The 15,381-nt window shown below is 75.4% G+C and carries 16 protein-coding genes; 15 read left to right on the top strand and 1 reads right to left on the bottom strand.

Going from position 1 to position 15,381, the window contains the following annotated elements:
- Window positions 1-196: 196 nt before the first annotated feature.
- The 9 genes from GA0070603_RS01110 to GA0070603_RS01150 all read left to right on the top strand — a co-directional run bounded on the left by GA0070603_RS01110 (window position 197) and on the right by GA0070603_RS01150 (window position 9,626).
- Window positions 197-529 (top strand): TcmI family type II polyketide cyclase, encoded by a 333-nt coding sequence (locus GA0070603_RS01110; RefSeq protein ID WP_091305827.1) that lies wholly within the window; start codon window positions 197-199, stop codon window positions 527-529.
- Window positions 526-2,256, top strand: coding sequence for an acetyl-CoA carboxylase carboxyltransferase subunit alpha (locus GA0070603_RS01115; protein ID WP_208862776.1), 1,731 nt, complete (start codon window positions 526-528; stop codon window positions 2,254-2,256). Before GA0070603_RS01110 ends, GA0070603_RS01115 begins: the two co-directional genes overlap by 4 nt.
- Complete coding sequence (gene accB, locus GA0070603_RS01120) at window positions 2,253-2,732, top strand: acetyl-CoA carboxylase biotin carboxyl carrier protein (protein ID WP_091305829.1); 480 nt, start codon at window positions 2,253-2,255, stop codon at window positions 2,730-2,732. Before GA0070603_RS01115 ends, accB begins: the two co-directional genes overlap by 4 nt.
- A complete protein-coding gene (locus GA0070603_RS01125; protein ID WP_091305832.1) occupies window positions 2,732-4,255 on the top strand; it encodes an acetyl-CoA carboxylase biotin carboxylase subunit in 1,524 nt (507 codons plus the stop codon). The genes accB and GA0070603_RS01125 overlap by 1 nt, the downstream gene beginning before the upstream one ends.
- Window positions 4,252-4,962, top strand: coding sequence for an SRPBCC family protein (locus GA0070603_RS01130; protein WP_091305835.1), 711 nt, complete (start codon window positions 4,252-4,254; stop codon window positions 4,960-4,962). The genes GA0070603_RS01125 and GA0070603_RS01130 overlap by 4 nt, the downstream gene beginning before the upstream one ends.
- Window positions 4,959-5,366, top strand: coding sequence for a cupin domain-containing protein (locus GA0070603_RS01135; protein WP_091305838.1), 408 nt, complete (start codon window positions 4,959-4,961; stop codon window positions 5,364-5,366). The genes GA0070603_RS01130 and GA0070603_RS01135 overlap by 4 nt, the downstream gene beginning before the upstream one ends.
- Window positions 5,363-6,631: a beta-ketoacyl-[acyl-carrier-protein] synthase family protein gene (locus GA0070603_RS01140; RefSeq protein WP_091305841.1), complete on the top strand. Its 1,269-nt coding sequence runs from the start codon at window positions 5,363-5,365 to the stop codon at window positions 6,629-6,631. Before GA0070603_RS01135 ends, GA0070603_RS01140 begins: the two co-directional genes overlap by 4 nt.
- A 115-nt stretch (window positions 6,632-6,746) precedes the next feature.
- Entirely contained in the window at window positions 6,747-7,994 is a 1,248-nt protein-coding gene (locus GA0070603_RS01145; protein ID WP_091305844.1) for a beta-ketoacyl synthase N-terminal-like domain-containing protein, read from the top strand.
- A gap of 249 nt (window positions 7,995-8,243) precedes the next feature.
- Window positions 8,244-9,626, top strand: coding sequence for a class I adenylate-forming enzyme family protein (locus GA0070603_RS01150; protein WP_091305847.1), 1,383 nt, complete (start codon window positions 8,244-8,246; stop codon window positions 9,624-9,626).
- Here GA0070603_RS01150 and GA0070603_RS01155 read toward each other — a convergent pair.
- Window positions 9,524-10,243, bottom strand: coding sequence for a 4'-phosphopantetheinyl transferase family protein (locus GA0070603_RS01155; protein WP_091305849.1), 720 nt, complete (start codon window positions 10,241-10,243; stop codon window positions 9,524-9,526). The two genes, GA0070603_RS01150 and GA0070603_RS01155, sit on opposite strands and share 103 nt — an antisense overlap.
- Before the next feature lie 17 nt (window positions 10,244-10,260).
- On the opposite strand from GA0070603_RS01155, the gene GA0070603_RS01160 reads away from it, so the two are divergent.
- Genes GA0070603_RS01160 through GA0070603_RS01185 form a run of 6 tightly spaced genes read left to right on the top strand, consistent with a single transcriptional unit; the run spans window position 10,261 to window position 15,345 of the window.
- Window positions 10,261-10,524 (top strand): acyl carrier protein, encoded by a 264-nt coding sequence (locus GA0070603_RS01160; protein WP_091305851.1) that lies wholly within the window; start codon window positions 10,261-10,263, stop codon window positions 10,522-10,524.
- Window positions 10,524-10,769: a hypothetical protein gene (locus GA0070603_RS01165; protein ID WP_091305853.1), complete on the top strand. Its 246-nt coding sequence runs from the start codon at window positions 10,524-10,526 to the stop codon at window positions 10,767-10,769. Before GA0070603_RS01160 ends, GA0070603_RS01165 begins: the two co-directional genes overlap by 1 nt.
- Complete coding sequence (locus GA0070603_RS01170) at window positions 10,762-11,895, top strand: beta-ketoacyl-[acyl-carrier-protein] synthase family protein (RefSeq protein ID WP_091305856.1); 1,134 nt, start codon at window positions 10,762-10,764, stop codon at window positions 11,893-11,895. The genes GA0070603_RS01165 and GA0070603_RS01170 overlap by 8 nt, the downstream gene beginning before the upstream one ends.
- Window positions 11,896-11,948: 53 nt before the next feature.
- Window positions 11,949-12,476, top strand: a complete 528-nt coding sequence (locus GA0070603_RS01175; protein WP_091321359.1) for a beta-ketoacyl synthase chain length factor — start codon at window positions 11,949-11,951, stop codon at window positions 12,474-12,476.
- Entirely contained in the window at window positions 12,473-14,089 is a 1,617-nt protein-coding gene (locus tag GA0070603_RS01180) for a class I adenylate-forming enzyme family protein (protein WP_091305858.1), read from the top strand. The genes GA0070603_RS01175 and GA0070603_RS01180 overlap by 4 nt, the downstream gene beginning before the upstream one ends.
- Window positions 14,086-15,345, top strand: coding sequence for a beta-ketoacyl-[acyl-carrier-protein] synthase family protein (locus GA0070603_RS01185; RefSeq protein ID WP_091305861.1), 1,260 nt, complete (start codon window positions 14,086-14,088; stop codon window positions 15,343-15,345). Before GA0070603_RS01180 ends, GA0070603_RS01185 begins: the two co-directional genes overlap by 4 nt.
- Window positions 15,346-15,381 lie beyond the last annotated feature (36 nt).

The following is a 15,381-nucleotide window of genomic DNA, read 5'->3' on the forward strand; positions in this document are numbered from 1 at the left end:
AAAAGTGTCGCTATCTATTCGGGCCTGTTGATCTTCCCATAGCCGGCGCACAGCTTGCGTCAACGCAGCGTCACGGACTTCCCGGGCCGATGGTGGCCGGTTGACGCCGCGTTGACGGTGCCGGCGGCACCGTGGCGCCAGTCGTCCGGCGAGACCGGTCGCCACGCACCGGGACGCACCCAGGGGAGGCTGCGCAATGGACCGCTCGCTCATCGTCGCCAAGGTGGTGCCCACCGCCGAGGATCGGGTCGCCGAGATCTTCGCCGAGTCCGACGCCACCGAACTGCCCGGGCTGGTCGGCGTCCGGCACCGCTCGCTCTACCGGCTGCACGACCTCTACGTGCATCTCCTGGAGACGGACGAGCCGGCCCAGGGCGCGGTGGAGGAGGCGCGCGGCCACCCCGAGTTCATCCGGGTCAGCGAGCGGCTGCGCCCGTACATCTCGCCGTACCTGCCGACCTGGCGCTCGCCCCGCGACGCCATGGCCCACTGCTTCTACCGGTACGACGCGACCGGGCGGCGGTCGTGACCACCACCGCGCCCCGGGACGAGCAGCTCTGGTCGCGCTGCGACGGGTGCTCCTCGCTGCTCTACCGCAAACGCCTGCGGCGCAACCTCGACGTGTGCCCGGAGTGCGGCTCACACGCCCGGCTCGACGCGCCGGACCGGGTGGCCCAGCTGGTCGACCCGGACTCGTTCACCCCGCTGCCCGACCGGGCGGTACGGGTCGACCCCATCGGGTTCGTCGACGCGCTGCCCTACCCGCACCGGCTCGGCGCGGCCCGCACCGGCACGGGCCTGGACGAGGCGGTGGTCTGCGGGACCGCCCGGGTCGGCGGGCACCCGGTCGCCCTGGCGGTGATGGACTTCCGCTTCCTCGGCGGCAGCCTCGGCTGCGCGGTCGGGGAGCTCATCACCCGGACCGCCGAGCGGGCGCTGGCCGACGCCGTGCCGCTGGTGCTGGTCACCGCCTCCGGCGGGGCGCGGATGCAGGAGGGCGCGCTGTCGCTCATGCAGATGGCCACGGTCAGCCAGGCCGTCGCCGGGCTGCGCGAGGCGGGGCTGCTCACGGTCAGCGTCATCACCGACCCGACGTACGGCGGGGTGGCCGCCTCCTTCGCCACCAACACCGACGTGGTGCTCGCCGAGAGCGGCGCCCGGCTGGGCTTCGCCGGCCCCCGGGTGATCCGCCAGGTCACCGGCGCCACGCTGCCGGAGGGCTTCCAGACCGCCGAGTTCCTGCTCCGGCACGGCCAGGTCGACCTCGTGGTGCCCCGGCACGCGCTGCGCGGCCGGCTGACCGCGCTGCTCGCCGCCGCCGAGGCGGGCCGGCGGGTGCCCGTACCCCGGCCGGAGCCGGCGCCGCGACCGGCCGCCGCGGCCGACGCGCCCGGCCCGGCCCGCGATGCCTGGGAGACGGTACGCACGGCCCGGCACCCCGGCCGGCCCACCACCCTCGACTACCTGGAGACCGCCTTCGACGGCTTCGTGGAGCTGCACGGCGACCGGCTCGGCGCGGACTGCCCGGCGATCGTCGGCGGCGTGGCCCGGCTGGACGGCCGGCCCGTCATGGTGATCGGCCACCAGAAGGGACACACCACGGCGGAGCTGGTGGCCCGCAACTTCGGCATGGCCAGCCCGGCCGGGCACCGCAAGGCGCTGCGGCTGATGCGCCTCGCGGCCCGGCTCCGCCTGCCGGTGGTGACCCTGGTGGACACCCCGGGCGCCGACCCGGGCGTGGACGCCGAGCAGCAGGGCCAGGCCGCCGCGATCGCGGAGAACATCCTCGCGCTGAGCGTGCTGCCCACGCCTGTCGTCGCGGTGGTCACCGGGGAGGGCGGCAGCGGCGGCGCGCTCGCCCTCGCGGTCGCCGACCGGGTCCTGATGCTGGAACACGCCGTCTACTCGGTGATCAGCCCGGAGGGCTGCGCCGCGATCCTCTGGCCGGACAGCTCGGCCGCCCCGCAGGCCGCCCGGGCGCTGCGGCTCACCGCCGCCGACCTGTGCCGGCTCGGGGTGGTCGACGAGGTGGTGCCCGAGCCGCGGCCCGCCGCCCACGGCGACCCGGCCGCCGCGGCCGAGCTGCTGGGCCGGGCCGTGACCGCGAACCTCGCCCCGCTGCTCGCCGTGCCGCCGGCCACCCTGGTTCGCCGCCGCCGGCAGCGGTTCCGCCGCTTCGGCGCGGCCCGGGCCGTGGACGGGACCGGGCCGCGCGACGTCATCCGGAACGGCACGCGGACGGAGGTGGCGCCATGAGCGGGGACGCCGGGCCCGAGGAGGTGCTGGACGGGCTGAGCCGGCACGCCCGCAAGCTGGTCGCCGAGCTGGCCGGCCCGGTCCGCCGGGTACGGCTGCGCAGCGGCGAGACCGTGCTGGAGGTGGAGTGGCACGACCCGGCCCGGCCGGCGCCGGCGCCGCGCGCCGACGTGGACCCGGTCCCCGCGCCGCGGGTCGAGGCGGCGGCGCCCGTGGCGGACCGGCCGGCGGTGCGGGCGCCCGTCGTGGGCACCTTCTACCGGTCGCCCGAGCCCGGCGCCGCGCCGTTCGTGGCGGTCGGCGACGTGGTCCGGCCCGGCCAGGTGGTCGGCATCGTCGAGGCCATGAAGTTGATGAACGAGGTGACCGCCGGCCAGGCCGGACGGGTGGTCGAGGTGCTCGTGGAGGACGGCAAGCCCGTCGAGTACGACCAGCCGCTGATCGCCCTGGAACCGCTCACCGGACGGGACGGCTGATGTTCGACAAGCTGCTGATCGCCAACCGCGGCGAGATCGCGCTGCGGGTGCTGCGCGCCTGCCGGGAACTCGGTGTCCGGACGGTGGTGGTGCACTCCAGCGCCGACGCCGACTCGCTGCCGGTGCGGCTGGCCGACGAGACCGTCCGGATCGGACCGGCCGCCAGCCGGCAGAGCTACCTGAACGCCGCCGCGATCGTCGAGGCGGCCCGGCAGACCGGCGCCCAGGCCGTCCACCCGGGCTACGGCTTCCTCTCCGAGGACGCCGACTTCGCCGAGATCTGCGCCGAGAACGGGCTCACCTTCGTCGGCCCGCCGCCGCAGGTGATGGCCGCCCTCGCCGACAAGTCCACCGCGCGGGCGCTGATGAGCAAGGCCGGCCTGCCGCTGCCGCCGGGCAGCGTTCGGACCCTGCCGACCGCCGCCGAGGCCCTGGAGGTGGCCGCCGAGGTCGGCTACCCGGTGATCGTCAAGGCGGCCGCCGGCGGGGGCGGGCGCGGGATGACGGTGGTCCGCTCGGCCGCCGCGCTGCCCCGCGCGTACGCCCGCACCCGCGCCGCCGCCCAGGTCGCCTTCGGCGACGACCGGGTGTACGTCGAGCGGTACCTGGCCGACGCCCGGCACGTCGAGGTGCAGGTGCTCTGCGACAACCACGGCAACGGGATCCACCTGGGCACCCGGGACTGCTCGGTGCAGCGCCGGCACCAGAAGCTCATCGAGGAGGCACCCGCCCCGGCGCTGCGGCCGGCCACCCTGGACACCCTCGCGGAGACCGCCCTGCGCGGCGCCCTGTCGGTCGGCTTCACCGGCGCCGGCACCGTCGAGTTCCTGGTGGACGAGGCCGAGCGCTGCCACTTCCTGGAGATCAACTGCCGGATCCAGGTGGAGCACCCGGTGACCGAGCTGGTCACCGGCATCGACCTGGTCCACGAGCAGCTGCACGTGGCCGCCGGCACCCCGCTGCGCTGGCGGCAGGAGGACGTCCGGCTGCGCGGGGTGGCGGTCGAGTGCCGGGTCAACGTGGAGGACCCGGACCGCGACTTCGCGCCGGCCCCCGGCCGGCTGGACCGCTTCCGGCCGCCCGGCGGCCCGTTCACCCGGGTCGACACCCACGGCCACGTCGGCTACCTGGTCAGCCCCCACTACGACTCGCTGCTGGCCAAGGTGGCGGTCTGGGCGCCGGACCGGGACGGCGCGCTGGACCGGCTGGACCGGGCGCTCGGCGAGTTCGACGTGGCCGGCCCGGGCGTGCGCACCACGATCCCGTTCGCCCGGCGGGTGCTGCGCGACGCCGCCTTCCGCGCCGGGCGGCACACCACCGCCCTGGTCGACCGCCTGCTCAGCCCTCCCGCCGCCGGCGCCCCTCCTGCCGTCGACGCCCCGCCGGCCGCCGCTGCCGTCCCGGCCGCCGAGCCCGCCGTGCCCGCCCCCGTGCCCGACATCCGAGCCGACGCCGACCCGGCCGGCCGTACCCCCGTCACCGCCGTGCCCGCCGCCGGCCCGAACGCCTGGAGGAACCCATGACCGTCGCCCCCGACCGCCCGCTCGCCAACGAGATCACCGACATCCTGGTGACCCACTGCGGCCTGGACGCCGACGCGGCCGCCCGCACCCCGGCCGCCAGCCTGGAGGAGCTGGGCATGGACTCGCTGGCGCTGCTCGAACTCTCCGCGGTCGTGGCCGACCGGTGGCGGGTGAAGATCCCCGAGCAGGCCGGGCAGCTCAGCATCGCCGGCGTCGCCGACCTGGTGGCCCGCAGGACCGACCCGCCGCCCGGGCACACCGAGAACGCCGTCGACATCGCCGCCCCGCTGCCGCTGGTCTGGGAGATCACCAACGACGTCGCCCGGTGGACCGAGCTGTTCACCGAGTACGCGGTGGTCGACATCCTGCACTCCGACGGCGACACCGTCCGGTTCCGGCTCACCATGCACCCCGACGAGAACGGCACCTCGTGGAGCTGGGTCAGCGAACGCACCGCCGACCCGGCCACCCGCGAGGTGCACGCCCGGCGGGTGGAGACCGGCCCGTTCGAGTACATGCGCATCCACTGGCGCTACGACGAGATCCCCGGCGGCACCCGGATGACCTGGGTGCAGGACTTCGCCATGAAGCCCACCGCGCCGGTCGACAACGCCGGCATGACCGAGCGGATCAACACCAACAGCAAGGTCCAGCTCGCCGTCATCAAGGAGAAGATCGAGCGGGCGTACGCGGGAGGCGCGCGATGACCGACACCGGTACCGCCCGCGTCTCCGTCCACGACGTCACGGCCGACCGCCGGCGCGGCGGCGAGCTGCGGGTGCTGCTCGGCCCGAAGACCGTCGGCAGCACCTCGGGCTTCATGGGGGTGGCCACCCTGGCGCCGGGGGAGCGGATCGCCGAGCACTACCACCCCTACAGCGAGGAGTTCCTCTACGTCGCCCGGGGCGCCATCACCGTCGACCTGGACGACCGTCCCGTGCCGGTCGCGGCAGGGGAGGCGCTCTTCGTGCCCCGGCACGTACGCCACCGGCTGCGCAACACCGGCGACGAGCCGGCCGAGGTGGTCTTCCACCTCGGACCGCTCGCGCCCCGCCCGGAACTCGGCCACGTCGACACCGAGGGCGCCCCACCACCCCGGAAACCGTCGTGACCGGCCGGCGGACCGTGGTCACCGGCGTCGGCGTCGTCGCCCCCGGCGGCGCCACCCGGGACCGGTTCTGGAAGACCATCACCGAAGGGCGCACCGCCACCCGGCGGATCAGCTTCTTCGACCCGTCGCCGTTCCGCTCGCAGATCGCCGCCGAGTGCGACTTCGACCCGGACGCCGCCGGCATCACGCTCGCCGAGCGGCAGCGCGCCGACCGGTACGTGCAGTTCGCCCTCGCCTGCTCCGCCGAGGCGCTGGCCGACAGCGGCCTGACCCTCTCCGACGCCGAGCGGGAACGCGCCGGCGTGGTGCTCGGCACCGCGGTCGGTGGCACCATGGCGTTGGAGAAGGAGTACGTCCGGGTCAGCGACTCCGGCCGGCACTGGCTGGTCGACCACACCCTCGGCGGCCCGTACCTGTACCAGGCGCTGATCCCCAGCAGCCTGGCCGCCGACGTGGCCTGCCGGCACGGCCTGCACGGCCCGGCGCAGGTGGTCTCCACCGGCTGCACCTCCGGCATCGACGCCATCGGCTACGCCCACCAGCTCGTCGCCGACGGCGAGGCCGACGTCGTGCTGGCCGGGGCGGCCGACTCGCCGATCTCCCCGGTCACCGTCGCCTCGTTCGACGCGATCGGCGCCACCAGCCCCGACAACGACGACCCGGAGCACGCCTCCCGGCCGTTCGACGCCGACCGGCACGGTTTCGTCCTGGCCGAGGGCGCGGCCGTGCTGGTGCTGGAGGAGGCCGAGCACGCCCGCCGCCGGGGCGCGCACGTCTACTGCGAGGTGGCCGGCTACGCCAGCCGCAGCAACGGCTTCCACATGACCGGGCTGCGCCCCGACGGCGCGGAGATGGCCGTGGCGATCACCGACGCGCTGCGCCAGGCCCGGCTCGCCCCGTCCGCGGTGTCGTACGTCAGCGCGCACGGCTCCGGCACCCGCCAGAACGACCGGCACGAGACCGCCGCGTTCAAGCGGGCGCTGGGCGCGACGGCGTACCGGGTGCCGATCAGCTCGATCAAGTCGATGGTCGGGCACTCGCTCGGCGCGATCGGCTCGATCGAGATGGCCGCCTGCGCGCTGGCCATCGAGTACGGCGTGGTCCCGCCCACCGCCAACTGGACGACCCGGGACCCCGAGTGCGACCTGGACTACGTGCCCAACGAGGCCCGGGAGGTGCCCGTGGACGTGGCGTTGTCGGTGGGCAGCGGCTTCGGCGGCTTCCAGTCCGCGATGATCTTCCGCCGAATGGCGGTGCACCCGTGAGCGCGAGGAGTGAGCCGGTGTTGCGAGCCCCGCAGTCGCGAACAAGGACGGCACCCGTGAGCGCGAGGAGTGAGCCGGTGTTGCGAGCCCCGCAGTCGCGAACAAGGACGACGCCGTGACCGCCCGTGCTGTGGTGACCGGGATCGGCGTGGTCGCGCCCACCGGCGTCGGCGCCGACGCCCACTGGGCCGCGGTGCTCGCCGGCACCCGGCGCACCGGGCCGATCACCCTGTTCGACCCGGCCGGCTACCCGACCCGGATCGCCGGGGAGGTGCCCGACTTCGACCCGGCCGGGTTCACCGACACTCGGCAGCGGGTGCAGACCGACAGGTGGACGCACCTCGGCTTCGCCGCCACCCGGCTGGCGCTGGCCGACGCGGGCCTGCCCGAGGAGGCCCCCGACCCGTACCGGTGGGCGGTCACCCTGGCCAGCTCCTCCGGCGGGAACCTGTTCGGGCAGCGGGAGCTGCAACGGCTCTGGGGCGGCCCGAGCCGGACCGTCGGGGCGTACCAGTCGATCGCCTGGTTCTACGCGGCCAGCGTCGGGCAGCTCTCCATCCGGCACCAGCTCAAGGGACCCTGTGGGGTGACCGTCTCCGAGTCGGCCGGCGGGCTGGACAGCCTGGCCCACGCGGTGCGGACCATCCGCCGCGGCACCCCGATCGTGGTGGCGGGGGCGACCGAGTGCCCGCTCAGCCCGTACGCGTTGGCCTGCCAGCTCCGCTCGGGGCTGCTCAGCGACGTCGCCGACCCGGAGCGAGCGTACCGGCCGTTCGACGCCGCAGCGGGCGGGTACGTGCCGGCCGAGGGCGGCGCCGTCTTCGTGGTGGAGGAGCTGGGCCACGCGCTGGCCCGGGGCGCCCGGATCTACGGGGAGATCACCGGTTGGGCGGCCACCCACGACGCCGCCCCGACCGACCCGCAGGCCGGCCCGGACCCGACCCACTACGCCCGTGCGCTGCGGCTGGCCCTGGACCGGGCCGCGGTCCGCCCGCACGACGTGGACGTCATCTGGCCGGACGCGCTCGGCGTGCCCGCGTACGACCGGGCCGAGGCGGCCGCCCTGCGCGCGGTCTTCGGTGCCACGACCCCGCCGGTGACCACGCAGAAGCCGTTGACCGGCCGGGCCCACCAGGGCGGTTCGGCGCTGGACGCGGCCACCGCGCTGCTCGCCTTCCACCACGGCCTGCTGCCCGCCTCGGCCGGCCCGGAGGAGCCCGCTGCCGGGTGCGAGCTGACCTTCCTGCGCCGGCCGCGCCCGCCGCGCAGCCGCATCGCCCTGGTCGGGGCGCGTGGCTTCGACGGCTTCAACAGCGCGGTGGTGCTGCGCGGCGCCGCCCCGCCCCCGGCGTCCGGGACCTGATCTCGCGTGCTCCGCCGCTCGGGCAGCATCCGGCGGCCGGCGGGGTACCGAGCCGGCGTGGGGCCGATACTGCCTGTCCGATCGAGCCTGAGCAATCCGCCCAGCCGCTTTTCTTGATCTAGCCATTTGCATGTAGCAATGCATGGAACGGCTGTCGTACTGTTCCGTCAGCACCCCGGAGAACGCACCTGTTGGGCGGATTTCGCCCACTTCGAGGCTGGGCGGTGGGCGGTCGTGACAGCACATCCTATGGCGGGAGATCCTGCGTCGACAGTGGATGGTTGGGTGGACGACATTCTGTTCACCGGCCGTCCCACCGACGTTTGTCTCCGTCTGCCGGAGCCGGTCGACAAGGGCACCCTGCGCCGCATGGTCGGCGAGGCGCAGACCCGGCTGGCCGAGGCCGGCCTGCGTCCCGGCGGCGCCGCGGCGCTGCGGCTGCCCCCGTCGCTGGCGTACGTGGTGCACCTGCTGGCCACCTGGCGCACCGGCGCCCAGGCGATCCTCCTGGACCACCGGCTCACCGACCACGAGGTCGACAAGGCGCTACGCCGGCTCGGCCCGCAGGTGGTGGTGGCCCCGGTGCGGACCGGCGGCGGCGCGCTGCGCATCTTCGTCGACGTCACCGCCGGCGTCACGTCGTACTCGGACCGCCCGGCCGGCAGCCCGCACGCGGTGATCCAGCTCAGCTCCGGCTCCACCGGGCCCTCCAAGGTGATCGGCCGGACCGCTGAGGACCTGGTCGCCGAGGTGCGCCGCTACACGCGGATCGACGGGGTGGCGCTGCCCGGCGAGCGGATCATCCTGCTGCCCTCCATGGTCCACGTGCTCGGCCTGGTCGGCGGGCTGCTCTACGGCCTGCACGCCGGCGTCGAGCTGTGCCCGCCGGAGCGGCTCAGCGGCGACGCCATCCTCGCCGCCGTCGCCGCCCAGGACAGCCCGGCCACCGTGCTCGGCGTGCCGTTCCACATCGGCCTGCTCGCCTCCACCGTGCCGTCCCGGCCGCTGCCGCAGCTCAAGCGGATGACCACCGGCGGGGAACTCGTCCCGGCGGCCGTGGCCCGCGCCTTCACCGACCGCTACGGCGTCCCCCTGGGCAACATGTACGGGATGACCGAGGTCGGCGTCATCGGCACCGACCTGTACGGCGCCCACCGGCCCGCCATCGCCCCCGCCCCCGGCATCCAGGTCCGCGAGTCCGGCGGCGAGCTGTGGGTCAGCTGCCCGGCCAACCCGTACGTCGGCCTGGCCGACCCGACCCGCTGGGCCGACGGCTGGCTGCACACCCGCGACGCGGGCGTGGTCGACCCGGACACCGGGCTGGTCACCATCAAGGGGCGGCTCGACTCGCAGGTCTCGGTGGGCGGCATGAAGGTCGACCTCACCGAGGTGGAGGCCACCGTCGCCGAGCTGCCCGGGGTGACCGCCGCCGTGGTGGTCTGGGACGACGGGATCACCGCGTACGTGCAGACCGACGGCTCGCTCTCCGAGGACACCCTGGACAAGCTGCTCGTCGAGCGCCTCGCCGGCTACAAGCGCCCCCGCACCCTGCACCTGCTCGACCAGCTGCCCCGCACCACCACCGGCAAGCTGGTCCGCTCCGCGACGGCGCTGCGGGACGAGGCGTCATGACCGGCCCGCTGTTCTCCGACGACCTCGACCGGTCCGGCCGCCCCGACGACCGCCACGGCGAGCACCAGGCCCGCGTCGCCGGCCGGATGGCCGACCCGTACCCCCGGGCAGCCGGGGACCGGGCGCAGCAGCTCGCCGCCGCCGTCCGGCCGGGGCATCCGGCGGCGCAGTCCGCCGTCGCGCAGGCCGGTGCCGAGCGCCTTGCCGACCGCCTCCTTGGCCGTCCACAGGCGCAGGAAGTCCAGCTCGCGGTCGGTCTCGTCCCGGGCGGCCAGCCAGGCCGCCTCGTCCGGGTCGTACCAGCGCCGGGCCAGCGCCGTGGCGGGCAGCCGCCGGCGCCACTCCACGTCCACCCCGACCGGTCCGCCCGCCCGGGCGGCCACCACGACCACCCCGTCGACGTGGCTGACGCTGACCGGCAGCGCCCGCCCGTCGTCGGCGTGCACCTCCGGGCGCCCGCCGGGCGCCCGTCTCACCCCGATCTCCGCCTCGGGCCGGCCGAGCAACGCGCCACCCGCGCGCCTGAGCAGCCGCCGCGTCAGCTCCCGCTGGTCGCCGGCGGCGCGGCCGGTCCACACGTACACGGTGTCCCGACCGGGCACCGGTAGCTGGTTCACGGAAAGAGGTTAACGCCATGCGAGACGAGGTCCGCACCTTCGTCATCGAGCAGCTCGCCGACATGAACTACGACGTCGAGGACATCGACGACGACACCACTCTCGGCCCCTCCGGCGTCGACCTCGAATCTCTGGCCCTGGCCGACCTCGCCGTCCGCGTCGAGGACCGGTACGGCCTGAAGTTCGACGACGACGAGTCGGAGAAGCTGGCCCTCATGACGGTCGGCGAGTTCACCACGATGGTCGCCGACCGGGTGACCGCGAACAGCGACAACTCCTGATGACCGGTCAGCCCGACCTGGGGCGAGCTGACCTGGTGAGCATGCTCGCCGAACTGACCGCGAAACCCGTCGACCAGGTGCCGGACCGGATCGGCTCGATGGAGCTGGCCTGGCTGGTGCACCTCGTCGAGCAACGCTACGACCGCCGGCTGGACCTGACCGACGACCAGCTCGCCGGCATCCGCACCGTCGACGACGCGCTGGCGGTGTTCCACACCTCGCTGACCGCTCCCGCAGATGGCTGAGCGGGAGCACCTGAGGATCACCGGCGTCCACGCGGTCAGCGCCCTGGGTAGGGGCGCCGACGCGCTGCTCGCCGGGGTGCTGGCCGGCGCCCCGGCGTTCACGCCGGTGCGCCGCTTCGACACCACCGGCCGCCGGGTCACCGTGGCGGCCACCCTGCCGGAGGTCGGCACCCTCGCCGACGAGCTGACCGACGCCGTCGACCGCGCGTGCCGGGCGGCCGGCCTGGACCGGACGCACCGGGCCGGCGCCGCGCTGTTCCTGGCCACGCACGGCGGCCCGCACTCGCTGCCCCCGCCGGGCGGCGGTGACCTCGGGCCGGAGGTGCCCGCGCTCGCCGGTCACCTGGCCCGCCGCTGCGGCCTGGGCGGACGCACCCGCACCTACACCACCGCCTGCGTGTCGGCGAGCACGGCCGTCGCCGACGCCGCGACCCTGATCGGCCGGGGCGACCTGGACCGGGTCGTGGTCGCGGCCGGCTACCTGGTCGAGCCGGACCAGTACGCCCTCTTCGACGCCGGCCGGGCGCTCGCCGCCGACGGGGCGGTCCGCCCGTTCAGCGCCGGCCGGCAGGGGCTGCTGCTCGGCGACGCGGTGGTCGCGGTGGTGCTGGAGTCGGCCCGCGCGGCCGCCGCCCGGGGTGCCCCGACGGTGGCGACAGTGGCCGGCTGGGGGCGGGCCGGCGACGCGTACCACCCGTGCCAGCCGCACCCCGAGGGGCACGGGCTTGCCCGGGCGGTCGAGGCGGCGCTGCGCCGGGCCGGGCTGCCGGCGGCGGCCGTGGGCTACGTCAACGCCAACGCCACCGGCACCCCGTACAGCGACGCCTCTGAGGCGGCGGCACTGGGCCGGGTGTTCGGCGCGGCGGCCGGCCGGATCCCGGTCAGCTCCACCAAGTCGGTGCACGGGCACGCCCTGGAGGCGTCCGGGCTGCTCGAACTGGTGGTCACCGTGCTGACCCTGGGCCACAGCAAGCTGCCGGTCAACGCCGGCTGGCTGGGCCCCGACGACAGTTGCCCGCTGGACGTCATCACGGACGCGCCGCGCCCCGCGCCGACGCCGCACGCCCTGACCCTGAACGCCGCCTTCGGCGGCGCCAACACGGCCCTCCTGGTGAGTGCGCCGTGACCGCCGCCCAACCCGACCCGCGATCTTGCACTTTCCGCCCCGACAACCCGGGCATAAGGCCCGCCCCGGGGGCGCCAACTGCAAGATCGCGTGGAGGGGTTGTTCTTGCCGAGGCGCGGTGGGACGGGGTTGCGCCTGGGGTGCCGGGGTTTGTGTATTCGGGGTTCGCGCCGGTGGTCGTGGCCGTCGCTGACCGCTGTCTGCGTGCGCGGTACGGGGAGGGGCCCCTGCCGGCCGGCAACCGGACGGCAGTCGTGCTGGTCAGCGCTAGCGGTGACCGGGCCAGCGCCGCGCACGTCCGGGCCACGGTCGCGGCCGGCGGCCGGGTCGGTCCGCTGTTCTTCTTCCAGTCGGTGCCGAACAGCGTGGCCGGGCACGTCGCGGCGCGCTGGGGACTGGACGGGCCGGTGGTGTGCCTCAGCCCGACGGGGGACGCCAGGGCGGAGGGTGCCGCCGAGGCGGACCTGCTGCTGTACGACGGCGACGCCGCGCAGGCGTTGCTGGTCCTGATCGAACAGGCACCGGACGGTACGCCGGGCGAGGCGACCGCGGTGCTGCTGGGGGAGGGAACACGTCAATGAGGACGAGGGGACTGCGCGGCGCCCTGGCGGCCGACACCGAGGTGGGCGCGGGGAACGTGCTCGCCCGGGTGCTGACCCACGGCGCCGACCCGGCGGGACCGGGACTCACCTTCGACACGGCGGTCGACGGCCACCCGGCCGAGACCCCGCTGACCCTGGGCCGGCTCGACGAGATGGTCGCCGCCCGGGCCGCGTGGCTGCACGAGCGCGGGGTGCGGCCCCGCGACCCGGTGGCCGTCTGGGCCGGCGCCGCCGCCGACATGGTGCTGTCGTTCCTGGCGCTGACCCGGCTCGGCGCGATCCCCGCGCTGATGAACGGCAAACTGCGCCCGGAGATCGCCGCCGAGTACATCCGCCGGCTGCGCGCCGCCGGGGTGCTCGCCGACGCCGCGCACGCCGCGGCCCTGCAGGGGCACGACCTGGGGGCGCCCCTGCTCGGCGAGCCCGCCGAGGCGGGCGGAGGCGACCCGGCGGCGGCACCGCCGCACTACCGGCACCACGACGAGGACCCGATCGTCATCACCCACACCTCGGGCACCACGGGGGTGCCGAAGGCGGTGCTGCACTCGCACGCCAGCCTCTTCGCCGCCACCCGGCACCTGCTGGCCATGCCGCAGGCGCAGGGCACCAGCCGGATCCTCAACGCGCTGCCCGCCCCGCACACCGCGACCGTGCTCATGGTCAACCAGGCGCTCGGCAACCGGGCGGAGATGTACCTCCTCTCCGAGCAGGGCGGCGAGCGGGTGCTCGACGCCATCCAGCGCTGGCGGCCGGACGGCGTGTTCGGGTTCTCCGTCACCTGGGCCGAGCTGGCCCGGTTCGACCTGTCCGCGTACGACCTGGACTCGGTGCGGCTGTGGTTCAACACCGGCGACTGCTCGCACGAGCCGCACGTGCGCCGGCTGGTCAGGGTGGGCTCGCGGGACGTGATGACCCGCGACGGGGTGACCCGGGTGCCCGGCTCGGTCTTCATCGACGGGCTGGGCTCCAGCGAGATGGGGCACTCGATGTTCCACATCACCCACACCGTCGACACCGACCGGTACGGCCGCTGCGTCGGCCGCCCGTACCGCTTCACCAAGGTCGCGGTGCTCGACGAGGCGGGCAACGAGCTGCCACCCGGGCAGGTCGGCTGGCTGGGCATCGACTCGCCGTCGCTGTTCCGCGGCTACTGGAACGACTCGGTCACCACCTACCGGTCCCGGCTGCGCGGCTGGTACCTCACCGGCGACCTGGTCCACGCCGACGCCGACGGCCGCTACTACCACCTGGACCGGGCCGTCGATTCGGTCGAGACGGGCGACGGGAAGCGGTTCTTCACGGCCCTGTCCGAGGAGCGGATCCTCGCCGCCTGCGCCGACGTCACCGACTGCACCGTGGTGATCGTCAAGGAGAGCGACAAGGTCGAGACCGACGTGCTGCTGGAACTGGCCGCCGGGGCGGATCCGGCCGAGGACCGCACCGCGCGGATCCGTGCCGCGCTCGGGCCGGACCTGGCCGCCACGCTGCGCCGGGTGGTGCCGGTCCGCGCCGACGACATCCCGGTCACCGTGACCGGCAAGGTCCGCAAGGTGGCGCTGCGCGAGCGCTATCTCAGCGAGTCACCGTCATGAGCGCCGTCATCACCGGCATGGGACTGTTCACCCCGGCCGGCCGGGGCGTCGAGGAGACCTTCACGGCCCTCACCACCGGCCGGTCCGGGCTGCGCCGGCCCCCCGAGGGGCACCCGGCGCGGGACAGCCTCGAGGTGGCCGGCGTGCTGCCGGAGATCGACCCGCGCAGCGTCGCCTCCGGGCCGGAGACCAAGGTGCTCGACCGGATCGTGCTGCTCGCCCTCCTCACCGCCGCCGAGGCGCTCGCCGACGCCGGCATCGAGGTGGGACGGGACGTCGACCCGGACCGGATCGGAGTGATCGTCGGCGGGGTCGGCGGGATGTCCACCCTGGAGAGCCAGGTCCTGGCGCGCGCCGAGCGGGGCCGGCCGGCGGTCAGCCCGTACCTGCTCACCGGCATCCTGCCGAACATGCCGTCGGCCCGGATCGCCATCGCCCACGGCATCCGCGGCTACAGCTCGTCGGTGGGCACGGCCTGCGCCTCGGGCGCCCAGGCCGTGGCGGACGGGGTACGCCTCATCCGGGCCGGCGAGGCGGACGTGGTGGTGTGCGGGGCGAGCGAGGCGCCGCTGTTCCCGACCTTCGCCGACACCTTCGGCAACGCGCGGGCCCTGGCCCGCGGCTGGGACGAGCCCACCGAGGCGAGCCGCCCGTTCGACAAGCGGCGCAACGGGTTCGTGCTGGCCGAGGGGGCGGCGCTGCTGGTGCTGGAACGCGCCGAGCACGCCGCCGCCCGGGGGGTCACCGGCTACGCCGAGGTCGCCGGCTACGGGGTGAACACCGACGCGTACCACCCGACCGCGCCCCGGCCGGACGGCGCCGGGGCGGCGGCGTGCATGCGCCGCGCGCTGGCCCTCGGGGGCGTCGAACCCGCCCAGGTCGGCTACGTCAACGCGCACGGCACCAGCACGAAGCTCGGCGACATCGCCGAGACCACCGCCCTCGCCGAGGTCTTCGGCGTCGGCGGGGTGCCGGTCAGCTCCACCAAGGCCCTCACCGGGCACCTGCTCGGCGCCTCCGGCGTGCTGGAGGCGGCGGCCACCGCCCTCGCCCTCGGGCGCGGGCTGCTCCCGCCCACCTACCACCTCGACGATCCGGACCCGGACTGCGAGGCGGACCACGTCCGCGCCGCGCCCCGGGCCACCCGGGCCGACCACGCGCTGACGAACTCGTTCGGGTTCGGCGGCCAGAACGTCAGCCTGCTGCTGCGCCGGACCAGTGGGCCGGCGCGGCGGGCCGCCACGCCGGCGGGCTGATCGGACTCCATCCCGGGCGGACGCCCGGGTCGCAGT

This window comes from Micromonospora chersina, from assembly GCF_900091475.1.
In the GTDB taxonomy this organism is placed as follows: domain Bacteria; phylum Actinomycetota; class Actinomycetes; order Mycobacteriales; family Micromonosporaceae; genus Micromonospora; species Micromonospora chersina.

What these genes read in the sequence shown, in the direction of transcription:
- GA0070603_RS01135 (WP_091305838.1), top strand. Translation starts at nt 4,959, where the DNA reads ATGACCGACACCGGTACCGCCCGCGTCTCCGTCCACGACGTCACGGCC.
- GA0070603_RS01170 (WP_091305856.1), top strand. Translation starts at nt 10,762, where the DNA reads ATGGCTGAGCGGGAGCACCTGAGGATCACCGGCGTCCACGCGGTCAGC.
- GA0070603_RS01185 (WP_091305861.1), top strand. Translation starts at nt 14,086, where the DNA reads ATGAGCGCCGTCATCACCGGCATGGGACTGTTCACCCCGGCCGGCCGG.
- GA0070603_RS01150 (WP_091305847.1), top strand. Translation starts at nt 8,244, where the DNA reads ATGGCGGGAGATCCTGCGTCGACAGTGGATGGTTGGGTGGACGACATT.
- GA0070603_RS01160 (WP_091305851.1), top strand. Translation starts at nt 10,261, where the DNA reads ATGCGAGACGAGGTCCGCACCTTCGTCATCGAGCAGCTCGCCGACATG.
- GA0070603_RS01180 (WP_091305858.1), top strand. Translation starts at nt 12,473, where the DNA reads ATGAGGACGAGGGGACTGCGCGGCGCCCTGGCGGCCGACACCGAGGTG.
- GA0070603_RS01130 (WP_091305835.1), top strand. Translation starts at nt 4,252, where the DNA reads ATGACCGTCGCCCCCGACCGCCCGCTCGCCAACGAGATCACCGACATC.
- accB (WP_091305829.1), top strand. Translation starts at nt 2,253, where the DNA reads ATGAGCGGGGACGCCGGGCCCGAGGAGGTGCTGGACGGGCTGAGCCGG.
- GA0070603_RS01165 (WP_091305853.1), top strand. Translation starts at nt 10,524, where the DNA reads ATGACCGGTCAGCCCGACCTGGGGCGAGCTGACCTGGTGAGCATGCTC.
- GA0070603_RS01125 (WP_091305832.1), top strand. Translation starts at nt 2,732, where the DNA reads ATGTTCGACAAGCTGCTGATCGCCAACCGCGGCGAGATCGCGCTGCGG.
- GA0070603_RS01110 (WP_091305827.1), top strand. Translation starts at nt 197, where the DNA reads ATGGACCGCTCGCTCATCGTCGCCAAGGTGGTGCCCACCGCCGAGGAT.